Origin of the sequence: Streptomyces sp. M92, assembly GCF_028473745.1 — a bacterium.
Lineage (GTDB): Bacteria > Actinomycetota > Actinomycetes > Streptomycetales > Streptomycetaceae > Streptomyces.
Window position 1 is genome coordinate 4,177,687 of sequence record NZ_CP101137.1, and the last position, 18,365, is coordinate 4,196,051.

General features: G+C 72.7%; 18 protein-coding genes. 9 read left to right on the top strand and 9 right to left on the bottom strand.

Annotation, left to right across the window (positions count from 1 at the left end; translation table 11 throughout):
• Positions 1 to 51: 51 nt before the first annotated feature.
• Positions 52 to 1,551 (bottom strand): IucA/IucC family protein, encoded by a 1,500-nt coding sequence (locus M6G08_RS18940; protein ID WP_272588343.1) that lies wholly within the window; start codon positions 1,549 to 1,551, stop codon positions 52 to 54.
• Between the two features lie 160 nt (positions 1,552 to 1,711).
• Between M6G08_RS18940 and M6G08_RS18945 the strand changes: the two genes are divergently transcribed.
• On the top strand, positions 1,712 to 3,241 hold the full coding sequence (locus tag M6G08_RS18945; protein WP_272588344.1) for an IucA/IucC family protein: 1,530 nt from the start codon (positions 1,712 to 1,714) through the stop codon (positions 3,239 to 3,241).
• A 604-nt stretch (positions 3,242 to 3,845) separates the two neighbouring features.
• On the opposite strand, the gene M6G08_RS18950 is transcribed toward M6G08_RS18945, so the two are convergent.
• Both M6G08_RS18950 and M6G08_RS18955 read right to left on the bottom strand, forming a co-directional pair.
• Positions 3,846 to 4,091 carry a DUF397 domain-containing protein gene (locus tag M6G08_RS18950; RefSeq protein ID WP_272588345.1) on the bottom strand — a complete coding sequence of 82 codons (246 nt, stop codon included), beginning with the start codon at positions 4,089 to 4,091 and terminating at the stop codon, positions 3,846 to 3,848.
• On the bottom strand, positions 4,088 to 4,948 hold the full coding sequence (locus M6G08_RS18955) for a helix-turn-helix domain-containing protein (RefSeq protein WP_272588346.1): 861 nt from the start codon (positions 4,946 to 4,948) through the stop codon (positions 4,088 to 4,090). The genes M6G08_RS18950 and M6G08_RS18955 overlap by 4 nt, the downstream gene beginning before the upstream one ends.
• Positions 4,949 to 5,110: 162 nt before the next feature.
• Here M6G08_RS18955 and M6G08_RS18960 point away from each other — a divergent pair, with 162 nt between their 5' ends.
• Entirely contained in the window at positions 5,111 to 5,554 is a 444-nt protein-coding gene (locus M6G08_RS18960; RefSeq protein ID WP_272588347.1) for an ATP-binding protein, read from the top strand.
• Positions 5,555 to 5,601: 47 nt separating this feature from the next.
• A complete protein-coding gene (locus M6G08_RS18965) occupies positions 5,602 to 6,516 on the top strand; it encodes a HipA family kinase (RefSeq protein WP_272588348.1) in 915 nt (304 codons plus the stop codon).
• 64 nt (positions 6,517 to 6,580) lie between these two features.
• On the opposite strand, the gene aceB is transcribed toward M6G08_RS18965, so the two are convergent.
• A complete protein-coding gene (gene aceB / locus M6G08_RS18970) occupies positions 6,581 to 8,203 on the bottom strand; it encodes a malate synthase A (RefSeq protein ID WP_272588349.1) in 1,623 nt (540 codons plus the stop codon).
• 184 nt (positions 8,204 to 8,387) lie between these two features.
• Positions 8,388 to 8,987 (bottom strand): nucleotidyltransferase family protein, encoded by a 600-nt coding sequence (locus M6G08_RS18975; protein WP_272588350.1) that lies wholly within the window; start codon positions 8,985 to 8,987, stop codon positions 8,388 to 8,390.
• Positions 8,988 to 9,184: 197 nt separating this feature from the next.
• Here M6G08_RS18975 and M6G08_RS18980 point away from each other — a divergent pair, with 197 nt between their 5' ends.
• Positions 9,185 to 9,499 (top strand): DUF5955 family protein, encoded by a 315-nt coding sequence (locus tag M6G08_RS18980; RefSeq protein WP_272588351.1) that lies wholly within the window; start codon positions 9,185 to 9,187, stop codon positions 9,497 to 9,499.
• 59 nt (positions 9,500 to 9,558) lie between these two features.
• Here M6G08_RS18980 and allR read toward each other — a convergent pair whose 3' ends face one another.
• Positions 9,559 to 10,374 carry an allantoin degradation transcriptional regulator AllR gene (gene allR, locus M6G08_RS18985; protein WP_272588352.1) on the bottom strand — a complete coding sequence of 272 codons (816 nt, stop codon included), beginning with the start codon at positions 10,372 to 10,374 and terminating at the stop codon, positions 9,559 to 9,561.
• A gap of 250 nt (positions 10,375 to 10,624) precedes the next feature.
• On the opposite strand from allR, the gene allB reads away from it, so the two are divergent.
• Positions 10,625 to 11,965 carry an allantoinase AllB gene (gene allB / locus M6G08_RS18990; RefSeq protein ID WP_272588353.1) on the top strand — a complete coding sequence of 447 codons (1,341 nt, stop codon included), beginning with the start codon at positions 10,625 to 10,627 and terminating at the stop codon, positions 11,963 to 11,965.
• A 62-nt stretch (positions 11,966 to 12,027) separates the two neighbouring features.
• Positions 12,028 to 13,158, top strand: a complete 1,131-nt coding sequence (gene alc / locus M6G08_RS18995; RefSeq protein ID WP_272588354.1) for an allantoicase — start codon at positions 12,028 to 12,030, stop codon at positions 13,156 to 13,158.
• Positions 13,159 to 13,495: 337 nt separating this feature from the next.
• Here alc and M6G08_RS19000 read toward each other — a convergent pair whose 3' ends face one another.
• Positions 13,496 to 14,281: an SDR family NAD(P)-dependent oxidoreductase gene (locus tag M6G08_RS19000; RefSeq protein WP_272588355.1), complete on the bottom strand. Its 786-nt coding sequence runs from the start codon at positions 14,279 to 14,281 to the stop codon at positions 13,496 to 13,498.
• Between the two features lie 168 nt (positions 14,282 to 14,449).
• Here M6G08_RS19000 and M6G08_RS19005 point away from each other — a divergent pair, with 168 nt between their 5' ends.
• Positions 14,450 to 14,845 (top strand): guanyl-specific ribonuclease, encoded by a 396-nt coding sequence (locus M6G08_RS19005; protein WP_272588356.1) that lies wholly within the window; start codon positions 14,450 to 14,452, stop codon positions 14,843 to 14,845.
• A 33-nt stretch (positions 14,846 to 14,878) separates the two neighbouring features.
• Here M6G08_RS19005 and M6G08_RS19010 read toward each other — a convergent pair whose 3' ends face one another.
• Positions 14,879 to 15,079 (bottom strand): hypothetical protein, encoded by a 201-nt coding sequence (locus M6G08_RS19010; RefSeq protein ID WP_272588357.1) that lies wholly within the window; start codon positions 15,077 to 15,079, stop codon positions 14,879 to 14,881.
• Positions 15,080 to 15,248: 169 nt separating this feature from the next.
• Here M6G08_RS19010 and M6G08_RS19015 point away from each other — a divergent pair, with 169 nt between their 5' ends.
• Both M6G08_RS19015 and M6G08_RS19020 read left to right on the top strand, forming a co-directional pair.
• Positions 15,249 to 16,508, top strand: a complete 1,260-nt coding sequence (locus M6G08_RS19015; RefSeq protein ID WP_272588358.1) for a sensor histidine kinase — start codon at positions 15,249 to 15,251, stop codon at positions 16,506 to 16,508.
• 94 nt (positions 16,509 to 16,602) lie between these two features.
• The gene (locus M6G08_RS19020; RefSeq protein ID WP_272588359.1) at positions 16,603 to 17,298 is read left to right on the top strand and encodes a response regulator; all 696 of its coding nucleotides are present in this window, start codon (positions 16,603 to 16,605) and stop codon (positions 17,296 to 17,298) included.
• Positions 17,299 to 17,326: 28 nt separating this feature from the next.
• Here M6G08_RS19020 and M6G08_RS19025 read toward each other — a convergent pair whose 3' ends face one another.
• Positions 17,327 to 18,349 carry a Gfo/Idh/MocA family protein gene (locus M6G08_RS19025; RefSeq protein WP_272588360.1) on the bottom strand — a complete coding sequence of 341 codons (1,023 nt, stop codon included), beginning with the start codon at positions 18,347 to 18,349 and terminating at the stop codon, positions 17,327 to 17,329.
• Between the last annotated feature and the right edge of the window lie 16 nt (positions 18,350 to 18,365).

An 18,365-nucleotide genomic window follows, 5' to 3' on the forward strand; every position in this document is an offset into this window, starting at 1 on the left:
ATTGATCAGTGGTGCCGGGTTCCAAAACGAGACCGCGCGGACGCCCCGACTTCACCCCCAGTGCAGCGGATTGGGCAGCCGGGCCCAGAGGTCCCCGCCGCTCTCCGGTGAAGTGCGCATCAGAGTCAGCGCCTTGACGGGCAGCGGCTCCTCGCACAGCGCCACGACGTCCGGTGTGCGCGGCAGTTCGCGTACTGCCCCCGCCAGCGCCTCCCGCAGCGTCGGACCCGATCCCACGGTCGCCGCCAGCGCGCCACCCACCAGCGACCCGAACAGCTTGCGGCGCAGCACCTCCGGGTCGTCCGTGAGCATGCGCGGCGGCAGCTCGGGGGCCGGGACGCCGTGCCGCGCCAGGCGTGCCGGGCTCACCCTGATGTCGGCGAGGTCGCGGTAGACCAGGCGCAGGGGCTGGCCCGCCCGGTCCAGCACGACCAGCAGGTTCTGGCCGTGTGCCTCCAGGGCCACGCCCAGCTCCAGGGCGCGCAGTCCGACGGTGAGCGCGAGCCGGGCGAAGGCGGTCGGCCAGCCGGGGCGGCGGGGCAGCCCGGTGGTGGCGAGGGCGGCCACCGGAACGACGCGCTCGCCGCCGCTCGCGTACACCTCGGGCGACTCGCGCAGCACGGCGGCCAGGTCGGGGGAGTGGGCGGTGGCCGCCCCCAGCGTGCGGGTCATGTGGAGCAGGCCGTCCGTCCGCGCGGCCAGATCCTCCCCGAAGGACGACAGCGTCGACGACGCGGCGATCGAGGCGACCGAGATGTCCCGCACGGAGGAGGTGAGCCGGGCGCTGAGCGCCGTCTTGACGTGCGGTCCGCCGGGCACGGCGAGCGTACGCAGGGACATCAGCGGCCGGGCGGCGATCCGCTCCTCGCATGGTCGCTTCAGCACGTGCGCCGCCTGCCACGGATGCACCGGGAGCAGCACCTTCGCCCCGTCCCGCAGGTCCGTCGGCCACACCCCGGTCACCAGGCACGCCGAGGCCGGCACCGGCACCAGACCCAGCCCCACCACGGGCCGGTGCTCGGGCCCGTACGCGAGCTGGTCCGCCACCGAGAAACCCGGACGTGAACGGCAGGCCGGATGGTAGGGATGCCCGTCCACCACCCGCTGCTCCCAGCCCCAGTCGCTGTCCGGCCACTCGTCCGGGTGAAGTTCCAGGGCGGTCCGCGACAGCGCCAACGACGCGACACTGTGACCGAGTTCCGCCGCGAACCCCGCGGAGTGCGGCACGGCGAGGTCCGTCGTCAGTCGCGCCGGATCGTCGTAGGGCACGTCGTCGAGGCGTACGACGCCGACGTACGCGTCCGTCCGGTACGGGTCGGCGGCCGGACCGGCGAGCCGGCGGCCGTCGCGCAGGCGCAGTACGAGCCCGTCGCGCACCGTCTCCCGGCCCGCGACCCACGGGAGCGGTTCATGGGCGAACGCACGCCACAGCCGGGTCAGCACCGCCGCGCGGGCGCCGGGCAGCCCGGCCGTGAACTCGGGCAGCAGACCGGGACGGACGACGGCCAGTTCGTCGGCGACCTCTGCCTCCGCGGTGGGGGGACGATGCACGGGCGGGCTCCTCGGGTACGAGTCGGTACGAGTAGGAGGTCACGGCACAGGGACGACGACAGGCATCAGGACAGGCATCACGGCAGGCATCAGGACAGGCATCACGACAGACATACTGATCGCCTCCGCCTCTCCGCCATGGACAGACCGTAGGGAACGAGTGGAACGCGTGGATTTCCTGCCCCCGCCCACCGGCGCCGACGCCGCCCCCCGCCCGGGCCTGGCCGAATTGGCCGACGCCTACGCGATGGTGCCGCTGCTCAACTGCCTGCTGCGCGAGGTGGCCGACCCTCTGCCGGACCCCGGCCCCCGGCCCGTGTACCGGCTGCCCGGCGGCCGACTGCTGCGGGTACGCGCGGGCCGCCGCCCCGCCGAGCCGGAGGTCGCCACGGCGGCGGGCGGCTGGCACCCGGTCGGCCACACCGCGCTGGTGAAACTCGTCGCCGAGGAACTGCGCCACCACACCGGCCTGCCCAACCACGAACTGCCCACCGAGATCACCGACAGCCGCGAAACGGTGGCCGCCCTCCTCACGGCCCGCGCCCGCGCCACCCCGCCTCAGGACCCCTACATCCGCTCCGAACAGGCCCTCCTCACCGGCCACACTCACCACCCGGCCCCCAAGGCGCGCGGAGGGGGCCCGCACGCCGCCTGGCTGCCGTACGCACCCGAGGCGCACGCCCGCTTCCCGCTGACCTTGCTCGCTGTGCGCGAGGACACGGTCGTCGAGGAGGGCGACACCGCCGCCCTCGACGCCTTGGCCGACGCCCCGCCCGGATACCGGCTCCTCCCGGCCCACCCCTGGCAGCTCGACCTGACCGCGGGCACCCTCGCCCCCGCCATCGCCGACGGCCGCCTGCTCCGCCTCGGCACGACCGGCGGCTTCGTCTGGCCGACGGCCGCGATCCGCACGGTGTACGCCCCCGACCCCGACCTCTTCCTCAAGTTCAGCCTCGACGTACGCATCACCAACGACATCCGCCGCCTGTGGCGCCACGACCTGCTGAAACTGCGCCGCACCGACACCGCCGTCACCGAGGCCTTCGACGCGATCGGCCCACCGGCCGCCTGGCTCGCCGACCGCGGCTACCGCACGGCGGAGTTCGCCTTCGAGGAACTGGCCGTCGTCGTCCGCGACGGACTGCGGGGCCGGGTCCTGCCGGGCGCCACCCCGCTGCTCGCCGCCGCCCTGGTGGAGGGCTTCGAGGGCAGCCCCCTGGCGGCCACCAGCGACCCGGCGGCCTGGTGGGAGGCGTACCTCGCGGCCGTCGTCCCGCCCGTCCTGACCGCCTTCGCCGAGGACGGCGTCGTCCTGGAGGCCCACCTGCAGAACACCCTGGTCGCCGTGGACGCGGCCGGGATGCCGGTGCAGGCCCTGTTCCGGGACGCGGAGGGCGTCAAGCTGCTGCCGGACACCTCGCGGGCGGCCGGCTGGGAGCGCCTGGTGTACTGCCTGGTCGTCAACCACCTCGTGGAGATCGCCGCCGCCCTGGCCGAGCACCACCCCGGCCTCGACCCCTGGCCCGCCGCCCACCGGACCCTGGCCCACCACACGGACCTGCCGGAGATCCCGGCCCTCCTCACCGCACCCACCCTCCCCGCCAAGACCAACCTCCTGCTCCGTTGGACGGGCGCGGACGGCGCCGACGCGCGGTACCGGCCGCTGGGCAATCCTTTGCGGGGGGCGTGAGCGGAGCGGGGCAGGCCGAGGAGCCGGTGATTCGTCAAGATCAGTCGATCGGCAGAATGGCCAGTCGCCCGCAAGGGGAGGGGACGGACAACGACATGCGACGGCCACAGAGACACACAACCCTGGCATTCCTCGTCACAGCGGCACTGATGACGGCGACGGCCTGCGCGCCTCCGGACCCCGGCCCGCTGCCCCCGCGCTTCTCGGGTTCGCCGCTGTCCGCAGACACGGCCGTGTCGGAGATGCGGGCGGTCCTGGCGGCGGAGGGCGTCGTGGTGGAGAGGGAGCCCTCGGGCGGCGCGGGGAGATGTCTCGAACGACTCTCAGGACGCCATGCTCCGGAGAGGGTGGACGCCGCACTGAAGTCGGCTTTCGCGCGAGCCCGTTCCGAGTACGGATGGCGGGCCGGACCCGACATGGGTAGCCAGGTGCTCACCCTGACGAAGGGAAACTGGACGGTCACGCTGCCCCTTCCCGGCAAGCCGGCGCAAGGCATCGAGGCACCAGTGCTCTTGAGCCTGACATGCGTGGACGGTGGGGGTACGCCCTCTGCCGCCCCGGCACCTGGCCGGCAGAGGGATGCCACTCCGCTTGCGACGGGGGGTCAGGTGCTGGTCGTGTAGGTGAGGAAACGGGTCCACGCCGCCGGGGAGACGGCGAGCTGGTCGCCGTGGCGCACCTTGGAGTCCCGGACGTGGACGGTGCCGGGGCAGGCGGCGACCTCGACGCAGTCGCCCTGGCTGCCGCTGCTGTAGCTGGACTTGTGCCACGTCATCGCCACTTCGACGCAGCTGTCGCCTTCGGAGCCGCTGTAACTGCTCTTGAACCAGGCCAGGTCGGACGTGTTCATAGCGCTCCTCGCATTCGCTTCAACAGGCCCACGGAGTCCTCGGGGGTCAGGGCCTGTGAACGCATCTTGGCATAGCGCTGGTGGAGCACGCTGATCTCCTTACGATCGGTGATCAGCCGCCCGTTCTTCTGTCCCTCCGAGTAACCGAACCACTGGTTCTCCGGCGTCTCCGCCAACTGCATCGGGCCGTCCAGCCCCGCGTGCACCGGCTGGCGCAGGGGCATCAGTTGGAACTCCACGTTCCAGTGCCGCTCGACCACGCCCAGCAGGTGGTCGTACAGCTCGCGCGTCACCTCCTCGCCGCCCGTGCCGCGCTCCAGGACCGCCTGCTCCACGATGAAGCTGAACGCCGTCGGAGGGTTCCGGCTCGTCGCCAGGAGTTCGTGCCGCGCCATGCGGGCCGTGATCCGGTCGTTCATCTCCTTCTCGGCGGGCAGCGGCGGCACGCTGAACGACACCGCCCGCGCGTACCCCTCCGTCTGCAACAGCCCCGGCACCACCCGGCATTCATAGGTGTACAGACTCACCGCCTCCGCCTCGAACCGAGCCCACTGCCGGAACCAGCTCGCCAGTCCCGGCTGCCGCGACAGATGCCGTGCCGCACCCCGCAGCGCCCCGAACGCGTCGAGGACCTCCTCCGCACGCTCCACGAAGTCCACCGGCGGAAACCGCCGCCCCTGCTCGATCGACGCCACCGTCGGCAACGAGTACCTCACGAGCGGCGCGAACTCCTCCTGCGTCAGCCCCGCCCGTTTCCGGAACGCCTTCAGGACCTCCCCGAAGGTCCTGAGACTGTCCGACCGCTCCGGTTCCCCGCCCCCACAAGGCGCTTCCGCGCCACCCGCACCGTCCGACATCCAGGGCACCTCCCACACGTACACCCACTCGGGCAAACCCACCGAACGGGCCCATGGTCACGGATGGTTACCCCTACCGTCCACCGTCCGTACCCGTACGCTGACCCTGCGTACCGGTCGTCGAGCTGGTGGGAGGTCGTCGCCGCAGGTGGGATGGGCGGCATGAGAGCAGCCTCCACCCCCCGACTCCCGGTCACCGCGCGTGTGTTCGCACAGCGATTCAGCTCCACCCCGCGCGGTGCACGACTGGCCCGGCATCTCGCCCTGCACCGCCTGGACGCGTGGGGTGTCCCCTACGGCTCGCCGGTCTCTGACACGGCCGCGCTGCTCGTCGCGGAGCTGGCGGCGAACGCCGTGACGCACGGGCGGGTGCCGGGGCGGGACATCGAGGTGCGGCTGCGGCTGGACGCGTACACGCTGCGGATCGACGTGTCCGACAGCAGGGGAGAGCGCCGGCCGGGCATGTCGGAGAGCACGGTGGCGCCGGAGGCCGAGCGCGGCCGGGGTCTGCTGCTCGTGGACGCGCTCGCCGACCGGTGGGGCGTGTTCGACCGCGTACCCGTCGGCAAGACGGTCCGCGCGGAGCTGGACCTGCTGCCCCGGTGAGCGGCGGCGCCCCGCCCCCGCGTGCCCGGCGTGCATATGCTCGCCCCATGCTCACCGAAGTCACCGCCACCCGCTACATCGAGCCCCTGCGCACCGGCGGCTCCGTCCCCGGCGTCGTGGAGGCCGACGACCTCGGCACCTACGTCCTGAAGTTCACCGGCTCCGCGCAGGGCCGCAAGGCGCTGGTGGCGGAGGTGATCGTGGGGGAGCTGGCCCGGGAGCTGGGGCTGCGGGTGCCGGAGCTGGTGCTCGCGCACTTCGACCCGGCGATCGGCGCGGGCGAGCCGCACCAGGAGGTGCGGGACCTGCTGGACGCCAGCGCGGGGCTCAACCTCGGCATGGACTACCTGTCGGGCGGCGCCGACCTCACGCCCGAGCTGGCCGAGGTGTTCCCGGTGGACTCGGCGGAGGCCGGGCGCGTCGTCTGGCTGGACGCGCTCACCGTCAACGTCGACCGCACGGTGCACAGCTCCAACCTCATGGTCTGGCCCACCTCCGGCACGGTGCCCCCGAGGCTGTGGCTGATCGACCACGGCGCGGCGCTGGTCTTCCACCACCGCTGGGGCGCGTCCCCGCCCGAGAAGGCGTACGACTTCCGCCACCACGCCCTCGGCCACTACGCGCCCGACGTCCGGGCCGCCGACGCCGAACTGGCGCCGAAGGTGACGGAGGAGCTATTGCGCGAGGTGGTGGGGCGGGTGCCGGAGGACTGGCTGACCTGCGAGGCGGGCCTGGACACGCCGGACGAGGTGCGTGCCGCCTACGTCGAGTACCTGCTCACCCGCGCCCGCGCCTCCCGGCAGTGGCTGCCGACCGGGTTCCCGAGCCGCGAGGAACTCGCCGCAGAGAACGCCGCCCGCGCGGAGCGCACCCGGCGCGGCCGTCCCGACTGGCTCAAGCGCGTACCCGACCTGCACGGCAAGCCGCCCGCCGAGCAGGACTGGTCCGTGCACCTGGGCTGAACGCACGACCGCGCCCCCGGTGCTGTGCGGTACCGGGGGCGCGGGCATGCGGTGATCGGGCGCGTCAGCCCTTCAGCTGCTCGTACGCCGGCAGCGTCAGGAAGTCGGCGTAGTCCTCGTCGAGCGAGACGGTCAGCAGCAGGTCGTGGGCCTGCTGCCAGTTGCCGGCCGCGAAGGCTACGTCGCCGATCTCGGCGCGGATGCCCGCCAGTTCCTCGGCGGCGACCTTGCGGGCCAGCTCGGCGGTGACCGGCTCGCCGTTGTCGAGGACGACGCCCGCGTTGATCCACTGCCAGATCTGCGAGCGGGAGATCTCGGCGGTGGCCGCGTCCTCCATCAGGTTGAAGATGGCGACGGCGCCGAGGCCCCGCAACCAGGCCTCGATGTAGCGGATACCGACCTGCACGGCGTTGACCAGACCCGCGTACGTCGGCTTGGCGTCGAGGGAGTCGATGGCGATCAGGTCGGCGGCCTTGACGTCGACGTCCTCACGCAGGCGGTCCTTCTGGTTCGGCTTGTCGCCGAGGACCTTGTCGAAGGACTCCATGGCGATCGGCACCAGGTCGGGGTGGGCCACCCACGAGCCGTCGAAGCCGTCGCCGGCCTCGCGGTCCTTGTCGGCGCGGACCTTCTCGAAGGCAACCTTGTTGACCTCGGCGTCCCGGCGGGACGGGATGAACGCCGCCATGCCGCCGATGGCGTGCGCGCCGCGCTTGTGGCAGGTGCGGACGAGGAGTTCGGTGTACGCGCGCATGAACGGGGCGGTCATCGTCACCGCGTTGCGGTCCGGAAGGACGAACTTCTCGCCGCCGTCACGGAAGTTCTTGACGATGGAGAAGAGGTAGTCCCAGCGGCCCGCGTTCAGGCCGGAGGCGTGGTCGCGCAGCTCGTAGAGGATCTCCTCCATCTCGTACGCGGCCGTGATCGTCTCGATCAGGACGGTGGCGCGGACGGTGCCCTGCGGGATGCCGACGTAGTCCTGCGCGAAGACGAAGACCTCGTTCCAGAGGCGGGCCTCCAGGTGCGACTCCGTCTTGGGCAGGTAGAAGTACGGGCCCTTGCCGAGGTCCAGCAGGCGCTGGGCGTTGTGGAAGAAGTAGAGGCCGAAGTCGACCAGGGCGCCGGGGACCGGGCGGCCGTCGACCTGGAGGTGGCGCTCGTCGAGGTGCCAGCCGCGGGGGCGCATGACGACCGTCGCCAGTTCCTCGGCCGGGCGCAGGGCGTACGACTTGCCGGTGCGCTCGTCCGTGAAGTCGATGGTGCGGGTGTAGGCGGAGGCCAGGTTGAGCTGGCCGAGGACGACGTTCTCCCAGGTCGGGGCGGAGGCGTCCTCGAAGTCCGCGAGCCAGACCTTCGCGCCCGAGTTGAGGGCGTTGATGGTCATCTTGCGGTCCGTGGGGCCGGTGATCTCGACGCGGCGGTCCTGGAGCGCGTCCGGAGCGGGGGCCACCTTCCAGGAGTCGTCCGCGCGGATCGCGGCGGTCTCCGGGAGGAAGTCGAGCGTGGAGGTGCGGGCGATCTCGGCGCGGCGCTCCGCTCGGCGGGCGAGGAGCTCGTCACGCCGGGGCGTGAACCGCCGGTGCAGCTCGGCCACGAAGGCGAGCGCCGCATCGGTGAGGACCTCCTCCTGCCGGGGCAGGGGCTCGGCGTCGACGATGGCCAGCGTGGACGGCGCTGGTGCGGACATGAGCTGTCACTTCCTTCAGCGGTGGCACCGGGTGCCAGATGGCGCGTATGGGGTATAACGCACTCGCTGTGCGGTCGAGTGCTTCTGGTCAGTGGATAGTAGTTTCCTCATCGTGGAACTTCAATGGTTTGTTGATGTCGAGATTCTCTGAGTCGAGGGACAGTGGCGCCCAGTGCCACACCCCTCACTCAAGGTGGCGCAGGTCGGGCTCCGTGTCGATGTCGTACGGCCGCGCCACGTCCCCGCATTCGACGAGCGTGATCCGCGCCTCGTGTTCCCTCAGATAGGCGCGTGCCCCCCGGTCCCCGGTGGCAGTCGCCATGACGCCCGGCCAGTGGCCGGCGCCGAGGAGGACGGGGTGGCCGCGCGCGCCCGCGTACGCCGCCGACACGAGGGAGGTCTCGTCCCGGAATCCGCCGCGCACCCGGGCCATCGCCTCGGCGCCGATGCCGGGCTGGTCCACCAGGGAGACCAGCGCGGCCCGCGCTCCCGTCCCGGTGAGGGAGGCGAGTCCGGCGCGCAGCGACGACCCCATGCCCTGCTCCCAGTCCGGGTTCTCCACGACCACGCAGCCGTCGAGCGCCGCCCGCTCGCGTACGGCGTCGGCGCGCGCCCCCAGAACCACGTGCACGCGGGCACATCCGGCGGCGCGCAACGCGGCGATCGCGTGTTCGACGAGTGGATGTCCGCGGTGTTCGAGCAGGGCCTTGGGCCGTCCGCCGAGCCGCCGCCCGCCTCCGGCGGCGAGCAGCAGCCCCGCCACCTGCTCTTCGGTCTCCGTCATGCTTCCTGCATACCTGACGGCCCGCCAAACCCCGGCGTACGGGCGGGGATTGCGGAGGCTGAATTTCGGTCCGCGCGGTGGCGCGTTCGGCAGGGGTGGCGTTTACTGGCCCGCGTCCCCGGCGCCCGGCCAGTGCCAGGGGGCGCTCGGCACGTTCACCACGTAGGGGCGCACAACGGGGTGCGAGGGGGAGGGCTGTGTTGCAGAGCTTGGGGCAGGGGCAGGTGACCGTCGGCGACGAGGACGTGAGGGTGGTCGCGCTGCGCACCGCGGTGGCGCGGCTGCGCCGCCAGCTCGCCCTGCTGCCCGCCGACTTCCCGGACCGGGTGATCGCCGAGGACGAACTCGCCGACCTCGCCGCGATGTCGGCGCACGGTGTGCCGGAGGTGCCGCGGCTGCACCGCTCCCTGCTGTTGATCGCGGGCGCGATCGGCTCCGTCAGCGCCCTGTCGCGGGGGCTGACGGAGGTTCGTCACGCCGTGGACCTCTTCGGCGACCCGCCGCGCCGCTGAGCGGGCGCCGGACCCGCCGCGCCGCTGAGCGGGCGCCGGGCGGGTGTGCCGGGCGGGTCCTACGCCGCCGGGTTGCCGTTGCCGTTGCCGTTCGAGGTCAGCAGGGCCTCGGACAGCTCCGCCGCCACCTGCTGGAGCAGCGGCACCATCCGGTCGGTCGCGGCCTCGGTGACCCGGCCGGCCGGACCGGAGATGGAGATCGCCGCGGCGGTGGGGGAGTCGGGCACGGAGACGGCCAGGCAGCGCACGCCGATCTCCTGCTCGTTGTCGTCGATCGCGTAGCCCTGGCGCCGCACCTCCTCCAGCGCGGCGATGAAGCCGTCCGGAGTGGTGATCGTCTTCTCGGTCGCGGCCGGCATGCCGGTGCGGCCGAGCAGGGCCCGCACCTCGTCCGCCGGGAAGTCCGCGAGCAGCGCCTTGCCCACGCCCGTGGAGTGCGGCAGGACGCGCCGGCCGACCTCGGTGAACATGCGCATCGAGTGCTTGGACGGCACCTGCGCGACGTACACGATCTCGTCGCCGTCGAGCAGCGCCATGTTCGCCGTCTCGCCGGTCTCCTCGACCAGGCGGGCCAGGTGCGGGCGGGCCCAGGTGCCCAGCAGCCGGGAGGCCGACTCGCCGAGCCGGATCAGGCGCGGGCCGAGCGCGTACCGGCGGTTGGGCTGCTGGCGTACGTAGCCGCAGGCCACGAGGGTGCGCATCAGGCGGTGGATGGTCGGCAGCGGCAGTCCGCTGCTCGCGGAGAGCTCGCTCAGGCCGACCTCGCCGCCCGCGTCCGCCATCCGTTCGAGCAGGTCGAAGGCGCGTTCCAGGGACTGGACGCCACCTGTGGCGGACCTGGCGGAGTCGGTGGTGCTGGCGCTGGACGTCGGCACGGCACGTTCCTTTCGGGGCTGGCGGGAGGAAAGAAGCGTACCCGGCAGCCGGTTGACTACCGGCTTGTACGTAGCTACGTTCTGCTTGCTGGAATTCTAATTCCGCTTTGTGGAAACGTCCAGGGTTGAGCTGTGGGCATGCCCGCACAAAGGGTGCCTCTTGACGGCATCGAGGCGGGAATGAAGACTCCTTCAACAGGAGACTTCAACAGAACGTTGAAAATCTCGGCGGCAGAAAGAGGGGTTTCGGGTGTCCGGAGCTGAACTGGTGCTGCGCTCGACGCGCGTCATCACCCCCGAGGGGACACGCGCCGCGTCGATCGCGGTGACCGGAGAGAAGATCACGGCGGTCCTGCCGTACGACGCCCCCGTCCCGGACGGCGCCCGGCTGGAGGACGTGGGCGACCACGTCGTGCTGCCCGGCCTGGTCGACACCCACGTGCACGTGAACGACCCCGGCCGCACCGAGTGGGAGGGCTTCTGGACCGCCACCCGCGCCGCGGCGGCCGGCGGCATCACCACCCTCGTCGACATGCCGCTGAACTCCATCCCGCCGACCACCACGGTCGACAACCTGCGCACCAAGCGCGAGGTCGCCGCCGACAAGGCCCACATCGACGTCGGCTTCTGGGGCGGTGCGCTGCCCGACAACGTCAAGGACCTGCGTCCCCTGCACGAGGCCGGGGTCTTCGGCTTCAAGGCCTTCCTGTCCCCGTCGGGCGTGGACGAGTTCCCGCACCTCGACCAGGAGCAGCTCGCCCGGTCGCTCGCGGAGATCGCCGCCTTCGACGGCCTGCTGATCGTGCACGCCGAGGACCCGCACCACCTGGCCGCGGCCCCGCAGCAGGGCGGCCCCAAGTACTCCCACTTCCTCGCCAGCCGCCCGCGCGACGCCGAGGACACCGCGATCGCGACCCTGCTCGCGCAGGCCAAGCGGTTCAACGCACGCGTGCACATCCTGCACCTCTCCTCCAGCGACGCCCTGCCGCTGATAGCCGAGGCCCGCGCCGACGGCGTACAGGTGACGGTCGAGACCTGCCCGCACTACCTCACCCTCACCGCGGAGGAAGTGCCGGACGGCGCCAGCGAGTTCAAGTGCTGCCCGCCCATCCGCGAGGCCGCCAACCAGGACCTGCTGTGGCAGGCGCTCGTCGACGGCACCATCGACTGCGTGGTCACCGACCACTCGCCGTCCACCGCCGACCTGAAGACCGACGACTTCGCCACCGCCTGGGGCGGCATCGCCGGCCTCCAGCTCAGCCTGCCGGCGATGTGGACCAAGGCCCGCGAGCGCGGCCTCGGCCTGGAGGACGTCGTGCGCTGGATGTCCGTGAACACGGCCCGCCAGGTCGGCCTCGACGGGCGCAAGGGCGCCATCGCCGCCGGCCACGACGCCGACTTCGCCGTCCTCGCTCCCGACGAGACCTTCACCGTCGACCCGGCCGCCCTCCAGCACCGCAACCGCGTCACCGCCTACGCGGGCAAGACCCTGTACGGCGTCGTGAAGTCCACCTGGCTGCGCGGAGCGCGCATCGTGGCGGACGGCGCGTTCACCGACCCGAAGGGACAGCTCCTCACCCGGACCCCCTGACACACGTCCGGACCTGCCCCGACTCACACATCGAACGACCCCGAGAGGAACACCTGATCACCGTGACGGCCCAGCAGAACACCTCGTTGGCCAGCTTCACCGGAGACGCGAACCCCTACGGAGGCGGCGACCCGTACGCGGACTACCGCACCGCCGACCTCCCCTTCACCCAGTACGCCAACCTTGCCGACCGGCAGCTCGGCGCGGGTGTCGTCGCCGCCAACGACGAGTTCTTCGCCCAGCGCGAGAACCTGCTGGTGCCCGAGCGCGCCGAGTTCGACCCCGAGCACTTCGGGCACAAGGGCAAGGTCATGGACGGCTGGGAGACCCGCCGCCGTCGCGGTGTCTCGGCCGAGCACCCCTGGCCCACCGAGGACGACCACGACTGGGCGCTGATCCGCCTCGGCGCCCCCGGAGTCATCCGCGGCATCGTCGTCGACACCGCCCACTTCCGCGGCAACTACCCGCAGGCCGTCTCCGTCGAGGGCACCTCGGTCGCCGGCTCCCCGTCGCCCGAGGAACTGCTCGCGGACGACGTGAAGTGGACGACCCTCGTCCCGCGCACCGCGGTCGGCGGCCACGCGGCCAACGGCTTCGCCGTCTCGGCCGAGCAGCGCTTCACCCACCTGCGCCTCAAGCAGCACCCCGACGGCGGCATCGCCCGCCTGCGCGTCCACGGCGAGGTCGTGCCCGACCCGGCGTGGCTCGCCGCCCTCGGCACCTTCGACGTCGTCGCCCTGGAGAACGGCGGCCAGGTCGAGGACGCCTCCAACCTCTTCTACTCGCCGGCCACCAACACCATCCAGCCGGGCCGCTCCCGCAAGATGGACGACGGCTGGGAGACCCGCCGCCGCCGCGACCAGGGCAACGACTGGATCAGCTACCGGCTGGTGGACCGCGTCCAGATCCGCGCGATCGAGATCGACACGGCGTACCTGAAGGGCAACTCGGCCGGCTGGGCCTCGGTGTCCGTGAAGGACGGCGAGTCCGGCGAGTGGCGCGAGGTCCTGCCGCGCACCCGCATGCAGCCCGACACCAACCACCGCTTCGTCCTGCCCGAGGCGGCCGTCGGCACCCACGCGCGCGTGGACATCTACCCCGACGGCGGCATCTCCCGCCTGCGCCTCTTCGGCTCCCTGACCGAGGAGGGCGCGGCCCACCTCGCCGCCCGCCACCAGGAGCTGGGCGGCTGACCCACCCCCTGAACCCGTGGGGCGCGCCCGGCCTGGACAGCACCGGCGCGCCCCACGCGCATGCCCGCACGACGAACGCCGCCGGCCCGGCGGGGCCTGGGGGTGGCTGACCGCGCTGACGGTTCGCGGGGTCGGCCTGGGGCCGGGTGACTGTCGCGAGGGCCTCTGGCGACCGCTGTGTTGTCGTCGGTCGCCGACCTCCCCACGCTCGACTGCTCCCCGCTCTCGACTCTGCTCGAGCGGGGGACCCCATGCGTGGGAGGAGCCCCCGTGACCTCCGCTCACCCGCACTGATCAGGTGCCGTCAGCTCCCCGCGACCTGATCCGCCGGACAGGCCTAGGCGGCGTGGCCGCCGTCCACCGCGAACTCCGCCCCGGTGACGTACGCGGCCGACGCCAGGTGGGCGACGGTCGCCGCCACCTCCTCGGCCCTGCCGAAGCGGCCCAGCGCGGTCAGCGCCGCCTGCGCCTCGGCGTACGGGCCGTCCGCCGGGTTCATGTCGGTGTCGACCGGCCCGGGATGGACGATGTTCGCGGTGATGCCGCGCCCGCCCAGTTCCCGGGCGAGCGCCTTGGTCAGCCCGACCAGTGCCGCCTTGCTCATCGCGTACAGCGTCCCGCCGGGACCCGGCACCCGCAGGGCCATGCAACTGCCGACGGTGACGATCCGCCCGCCCTCCGTCATGCGGGCGGCCGCCGCCCGCGCGGTGAGGAAGACGCCCCGCACGTTGACCGCCAGCACCCGGTCCACATCGGCGACCGTGAAGCCCTCCACGGGACCGAGCATCCCGACGCCCGCGTTGTTGACCAGTACGTCGAGCCGGCCCAGCGCGTCGGCGGCACGCTCCACCGCCTCCGCCGCCTCCTCCGCGTCGGCGCTGTCCGCGCGCAGCGCCACCGCCCGGCGGCCCAGCGCCTCGACGGCCCGGACGACGTCCTCGGCAGCGTCCTTGCGGTTCACATAGGTCAGGGCCACGTCGGCGCCCTCCCGCGCCAGTCGCAGCGCGGTCGCCGCGCCGATGCCGCGACTGCCGCCGGTCACCAGGGCGGTACGGCCGGCCAGGGGGGCCGGCACGTGGGTGGAAGGGTTCGTGTTCGTCATCTTGCTCGCGCTCGTGTTCATGGCTCCATCCCACCGGCCCGGCCCGCCGGACGCTGGCGGCGAACGGACACCGACCTGGTGGGCGGACGCCACTCACGTGTGAACACCCCGAAAACACATATGACATCCCGGGAAACTCCACTGTCTTGTCATTGACATGCCACTGTCTACGCGCGTCATCATGAGGGCATGCGATTCCCCCCACGCGTCGCTCGGTTCGGCGCAGCAGCCGCAGTCCTGTCCGCCCTCTTCGCCGGCGGCACCGTCTCCGCGACCACGGCCGGCGCCGCCCCCGCCGCGGTCGGCGACATCTGCTACAGCGCCCTGCCCTCCCAGGCCCACGACACGCTCGACCTGATCGAGCAGGGCGGCCCCTACCCGTTCGACCAGGACGGCACCGTCTTCCAGAACCGGGAGGGCATCCTGCCCAGCCGGTCCACCGGCTACTACCACGAGTACACCGTGATCACGCCGGGCTCGGACACGCGGGGCGCCCGCCGCATCGTCACCGGTGAGGACTACCAGGAGGACTACTACACGGCCGACCACTACGCCTCGTTCGACCTCGTCGACCACGGCTGCTGAGGGCGGCGACCACCGCCGGTCCGGGGGTACGGCTCACCCGGATCTGTGGCGCTCGGCGGCGGCGAACAGCGCACCGCCGAACGCGAGCAGCGCGATGCTCGCGTACACCTCGTAGCCGTCGAGGAAGCCGATCCGCTGCACCAGGCCCCAGTTCCAGTCGGTGAACTCGTGCACCAGGCCCGCCACACCCTGGATCACGGCCATCAGACCCAGAAACTCCAGCAATTCCTTCATACCCCGACCCTCGCCCCGCGGTCCCCCCACACACATCGGCCGCGGGGCGAGTCCTGCCCGCCGGAAGGTGGCGTCCTGCCCGCCGAGGCGCGTCGAAAGTCGCCGGTTCCGCGACTTTGGTCGGCGATCCCCTCAGCGCGGCCGTCCAGGCCTCGGCCTCTGCATAGATTTGTCGACTGTGAACACTGACAAGCAGGCCACGGCACCCCCGGCGTTCGCCAAGCGGCGCTGGGTGCTGCCGGCGGCGCTGGTCGAGGACCTGTACCCGGAATCGCGGCGCCCCGGCGGCAGACCCCGGCGCACCGCGCGCGACTGGGTCGTCGACTTCGCCTGCTTCCTGCTGGCGGTCACCATCGGACTGCTCGCCGCCGACGTGCTCGACGAGGAGCCGAACCTGTCGCCCGCCATGGCCGTCGCCGACCAGGTGATCGGTGCCCTGGCCTGCGCCGCCGTCTGGCTCCGCCGCAGGTGGCCGGTGGGGCTGGCGGTGGCGATGCTGCCCGTCTCGCTGGTCTCGGCGACCGCGGGCGGCGCCGTCCTCGCCTCCCTCTTCACGCTCGCCGTGCACCGTCCCTTCCGGTACGTGGCCTGGATCGGCGGCGCGAGCCTCGCCCTGGCACCCCTGTACTACTGGATGCGCCCGGAACCGGAGCTGCCCTATCTGGCATCGCTCCTCATCGCCACCCTGCTCGCCGTCACGGTCCTCGGCTGGGGCCTGCTCGTCCGCTCCAAGCGCCAGCTTCTGCTCAGCCTGCGCGACCGCGCCCGGCATGCCGAGGCGGAGGCCGGGCTGCGGGCCGAACAGGCACAGCGACTGGCCCGGGAGGCCATCGCGCGGGAGATGCACGACGTGCTCGCGCACCGGCTGACCCTGCTCAGCGTGCACGCGGGCGCCCTGGAGTTCCGGCCCGACGCGTCCCGCGAGGAGGTGGCGCGGGCCGCCGGTGTCATCCGGGAGAGCGCGCACGAGGCCCTCCAGGACCTGCGGGAGATCATCGGCGTGCTGCGCGCGGGGGAGTCCGACGACGCGGGCCGCCCCCAGCCGACGCTCGGCGCACTCGACGCGCTGGTCGCCGAGTGCCGCCGGGCCGGCATGAAGGTCACCCTCGCGAGCGGCGTTCCCGACCCCGCCGCCGTCCCGGCCTCCGTCGGCCGCACCGCCTACCGCATCGCCCAGGAGGCCCTGACCAACGCGCGCAAGCACGCGCCCGGCACGGAGGTCACCGTCTCGGTCGCCGGAGCACCGGGGGACGGCCTGGCGCTCAGCGTGCGCAACACCCCGCCCGAAGGGGACGTGCCCCATGTACCCGGCTCCGGGCAAGGACTGATCGGGCTCACCGAGCGTGCCACGCTCGCGGGCGGCGCCCTGGACCACGGCCCGACTCCCGAGGGCGGCTTCGAGGTGCGGGCGCGGCTGCCGTGGGGATGAGCCGGGCGACCGGGGGCGGAGGGGGGTTGTCCACAGGGGCCGAGTCGTCCACAGGATCAAGTCGGCCACCGGCAACCATGATTACGTGGGCGCCATGACTGCGATCAGACTGCTCCTCGTCGACGACGACCCGCTGGTGCGGGCCGGGCTCTCCTTCATGCTGGGCGGCGCCGAGGACGTGGAGATCGTCGGCGAGGCGGCCGACGGCGACCAGGTCGCGGAGCTGGTCGACCGCACCAGCCCCGACGTCGTCCTCATGGACATCCGCATGCCGGGAGTGGACGGCCTCACGGCCACCGAGCGGCTGCGGGACCGCCCGGACGCCCCGCAGGTCGTCGTCCTCACCACCTTCCACGCGGACGAGCAGGTGCTGCGGGCCCTGCGCGCCGGCGCCGCCGGCTTCGTCCTGAAGGACACCCCGCCCGCGGAGATCCTCGACGCGGTGCGCAAGGTCGCGGCCGGCGACCCGGTCCTCTCGCCCGCGGTGACCCGGCGGCTGATGGAGCACGCCGCGGGCGGCTCCGCCGACACCAGACGCACACGCGCGCGTCAGCGCCTCGACGCCCTCAACGACCGCGAACGCGAGGTCGCCGTCGCGGTCGGCCGGGGCCTGGCCAACGCCGCCATCGCGGCGGAGCTCTACATGAGCGTGGCCACCGTCAAGACCCACGTCTCCCGCATCCTCGCCAAGCTCGACCTCGGCAACCGGGTGCAGATCGCGCTGCTGACGTACGACGCGGGACTCCTGGACGAATACGACGGCTACGGCGCGGACGACGACGGGCACTGAACCGGGCCCCGGAGGACGTACGGGCCGCTCACCCCGGCACGGAGGACGCGGCCGCCTCGACCTCCGCCGGCCGCACCGGCCGACGCTCGCGCCGGGAGACGTCGCAGGCCTCGGCGATGAGCAGCGCCCGCAGCGCCTCGCGCCCGTCGCACGGGTTGACCCGCTCCCCGCGCACCACCTCCACGAACGCGGCCAGCTCCGCCTCGTAGGCGGGTCCGAACCGCTCCACGAAACCGGTCCACGGCTTGTCCGCGGCCGGCGGCCCGGTCGGCTCCGTCGAGGCGATCGGCGTACGGTCGTCCAGCCCGACGACGATCTGGTCCAGCTCACCGGCCAGCTCCATGCGCACGTCGTACCCCGCGCCGTTCAACCGCGTCGCGGTCACCGTGGCGAGCGTGCCGTCGTCCAGCGTCAGCAGCGCCGCACCGGTGTCCACGTCGTCGGCCGCCCGGAACATCGGCGGACCGGCGTCGGACCCGCCGGCGTACACGTCGACGACCTCCCGCCCGGTCACCCAGCGCAGCACGTCGAAGTCGTGGATGAGCGTGTCACGGTAGAGCCCGCCCGACTGCGGCAGGTACGCGGCCGGCGGCGGCGCCTGGTCGCTGGTCACCGCCCGGACGGTGTGCAGCCGGCCGAGCCGCCCGGACCGCACCGCCTCCCGCGCGCCCGTGTAACCGGCGTCGAACCGGCGCTGGAAGCCCATCTGCAGAATCGTCCCGGCGGCCTCCACCTCCGCGATCGCCTGGAGCGTGCCCGGCACGTCGAGCGCGATGGGCTTCTCGCAGAACACGGGCAGTCCCGAGCGTGCCGCCCGGCCGATCAACTCCGCGTGGGCCGGCGTCGCCGTCGTGATCACCACGGCGTCCACGCCCCACCGGAAGATCTCGTCCACCCCGGGCGCCGCCGTCTCGCCGAGCCGGTGGGCCAGATCCTGGGCCCGCGCCAGGTCGGCGTCGGTGAGGATCAGGGACCCGACGTCCCGGTGGCGGCTGAGCGTGTTGGCGTGAACGGTGCCGATGCGGCCCGTACCGATGACCCCGATGCGCATGGAATCAAAGTGGGCT

Excerpts from the sequence above, each read along its gene's own strand:
- M6G08_RS18950 (WP_272588345.1), bottom strand. The coding sequence starts at position 4,091 with ATGAACACGTCCGACCTGGCCTGGTTCAAGAGCAGTTACAGCGGCTCC.
- M6G08_RS18955 (WP_272588346.1), bottom strand. The coding sequence starts at position 4,948 with ATGTCGGACGGTGCGGGTGGCGCGGAAGCGCCTTGTGGGGGCGGGGAA.
- M6G08_RS18960 (WP_272588347.1), top strand. The coding sequence starts at position 5,111 with ATGAGAGCAGCCTCCACCCCCCGACTCCCGGTCACCGCGCGTGTGTTC.
- M6G08_RS18965 (WP_272588348.1), top strand. The coding sequence starts at position 5,602 with ATGCTCACCGAAGTCACCGCCACCCGCTACATCGAGCCCCTGCGCACC.
- aceB (WP_272588349.1), bottom strand. The coding sequence starts at position 8,203 with ATGTCCGCACCAGCGCCGTCCACGCTGGCCATCGTCGACGCCGAGCCC.
- M6G08_RS18975 (WP_272588350.1), bottom strand. The coding sequence starts at position 8,987 with ATGACGGAGACCGAAGAGCAGGTGGCGGGGCTGCTGCTCGCCGCCGGA.
- M6G08_RS19000 (WP_272588355.1), bottom strand. The coding sequence starts at position 14,281 with ATGAACACGAGCGCGAGCAAGATGACGAACACGAACCCTTCCACCCAC.
- M6G08_RS19005 (WP_272588356.1), top strand. The coding sequence starts at position 14,450 with ATGCGATTCCCCCCACGCGTCGCTCGGTTCGGCGCAGCAGCCGCAGTC.
- M6G08_RS19010 (WP_272588357.1), bottom strand. The coding sequence starts at position 15,079 with ATGAAGGAATTGCTGGAGTTTCTGGGTCTGATGGCCGTGATCCAGGGT.
- M6G08_RS19020 (WP_272588359.1), top strand. The coding sequence starts at position 16,603 with ATGACTGCGATCAGACTGCTCCTCGTCGACGACGACCCGCTGGTGCGG.
- M6G08_RS19025 (WP_272588360.1), bottom strand. The coding sequence starts at position 18,349 with ATGCGCATCGGGGTCATCGGTACGGGCCGCATCGGCACCGTTCACGCC.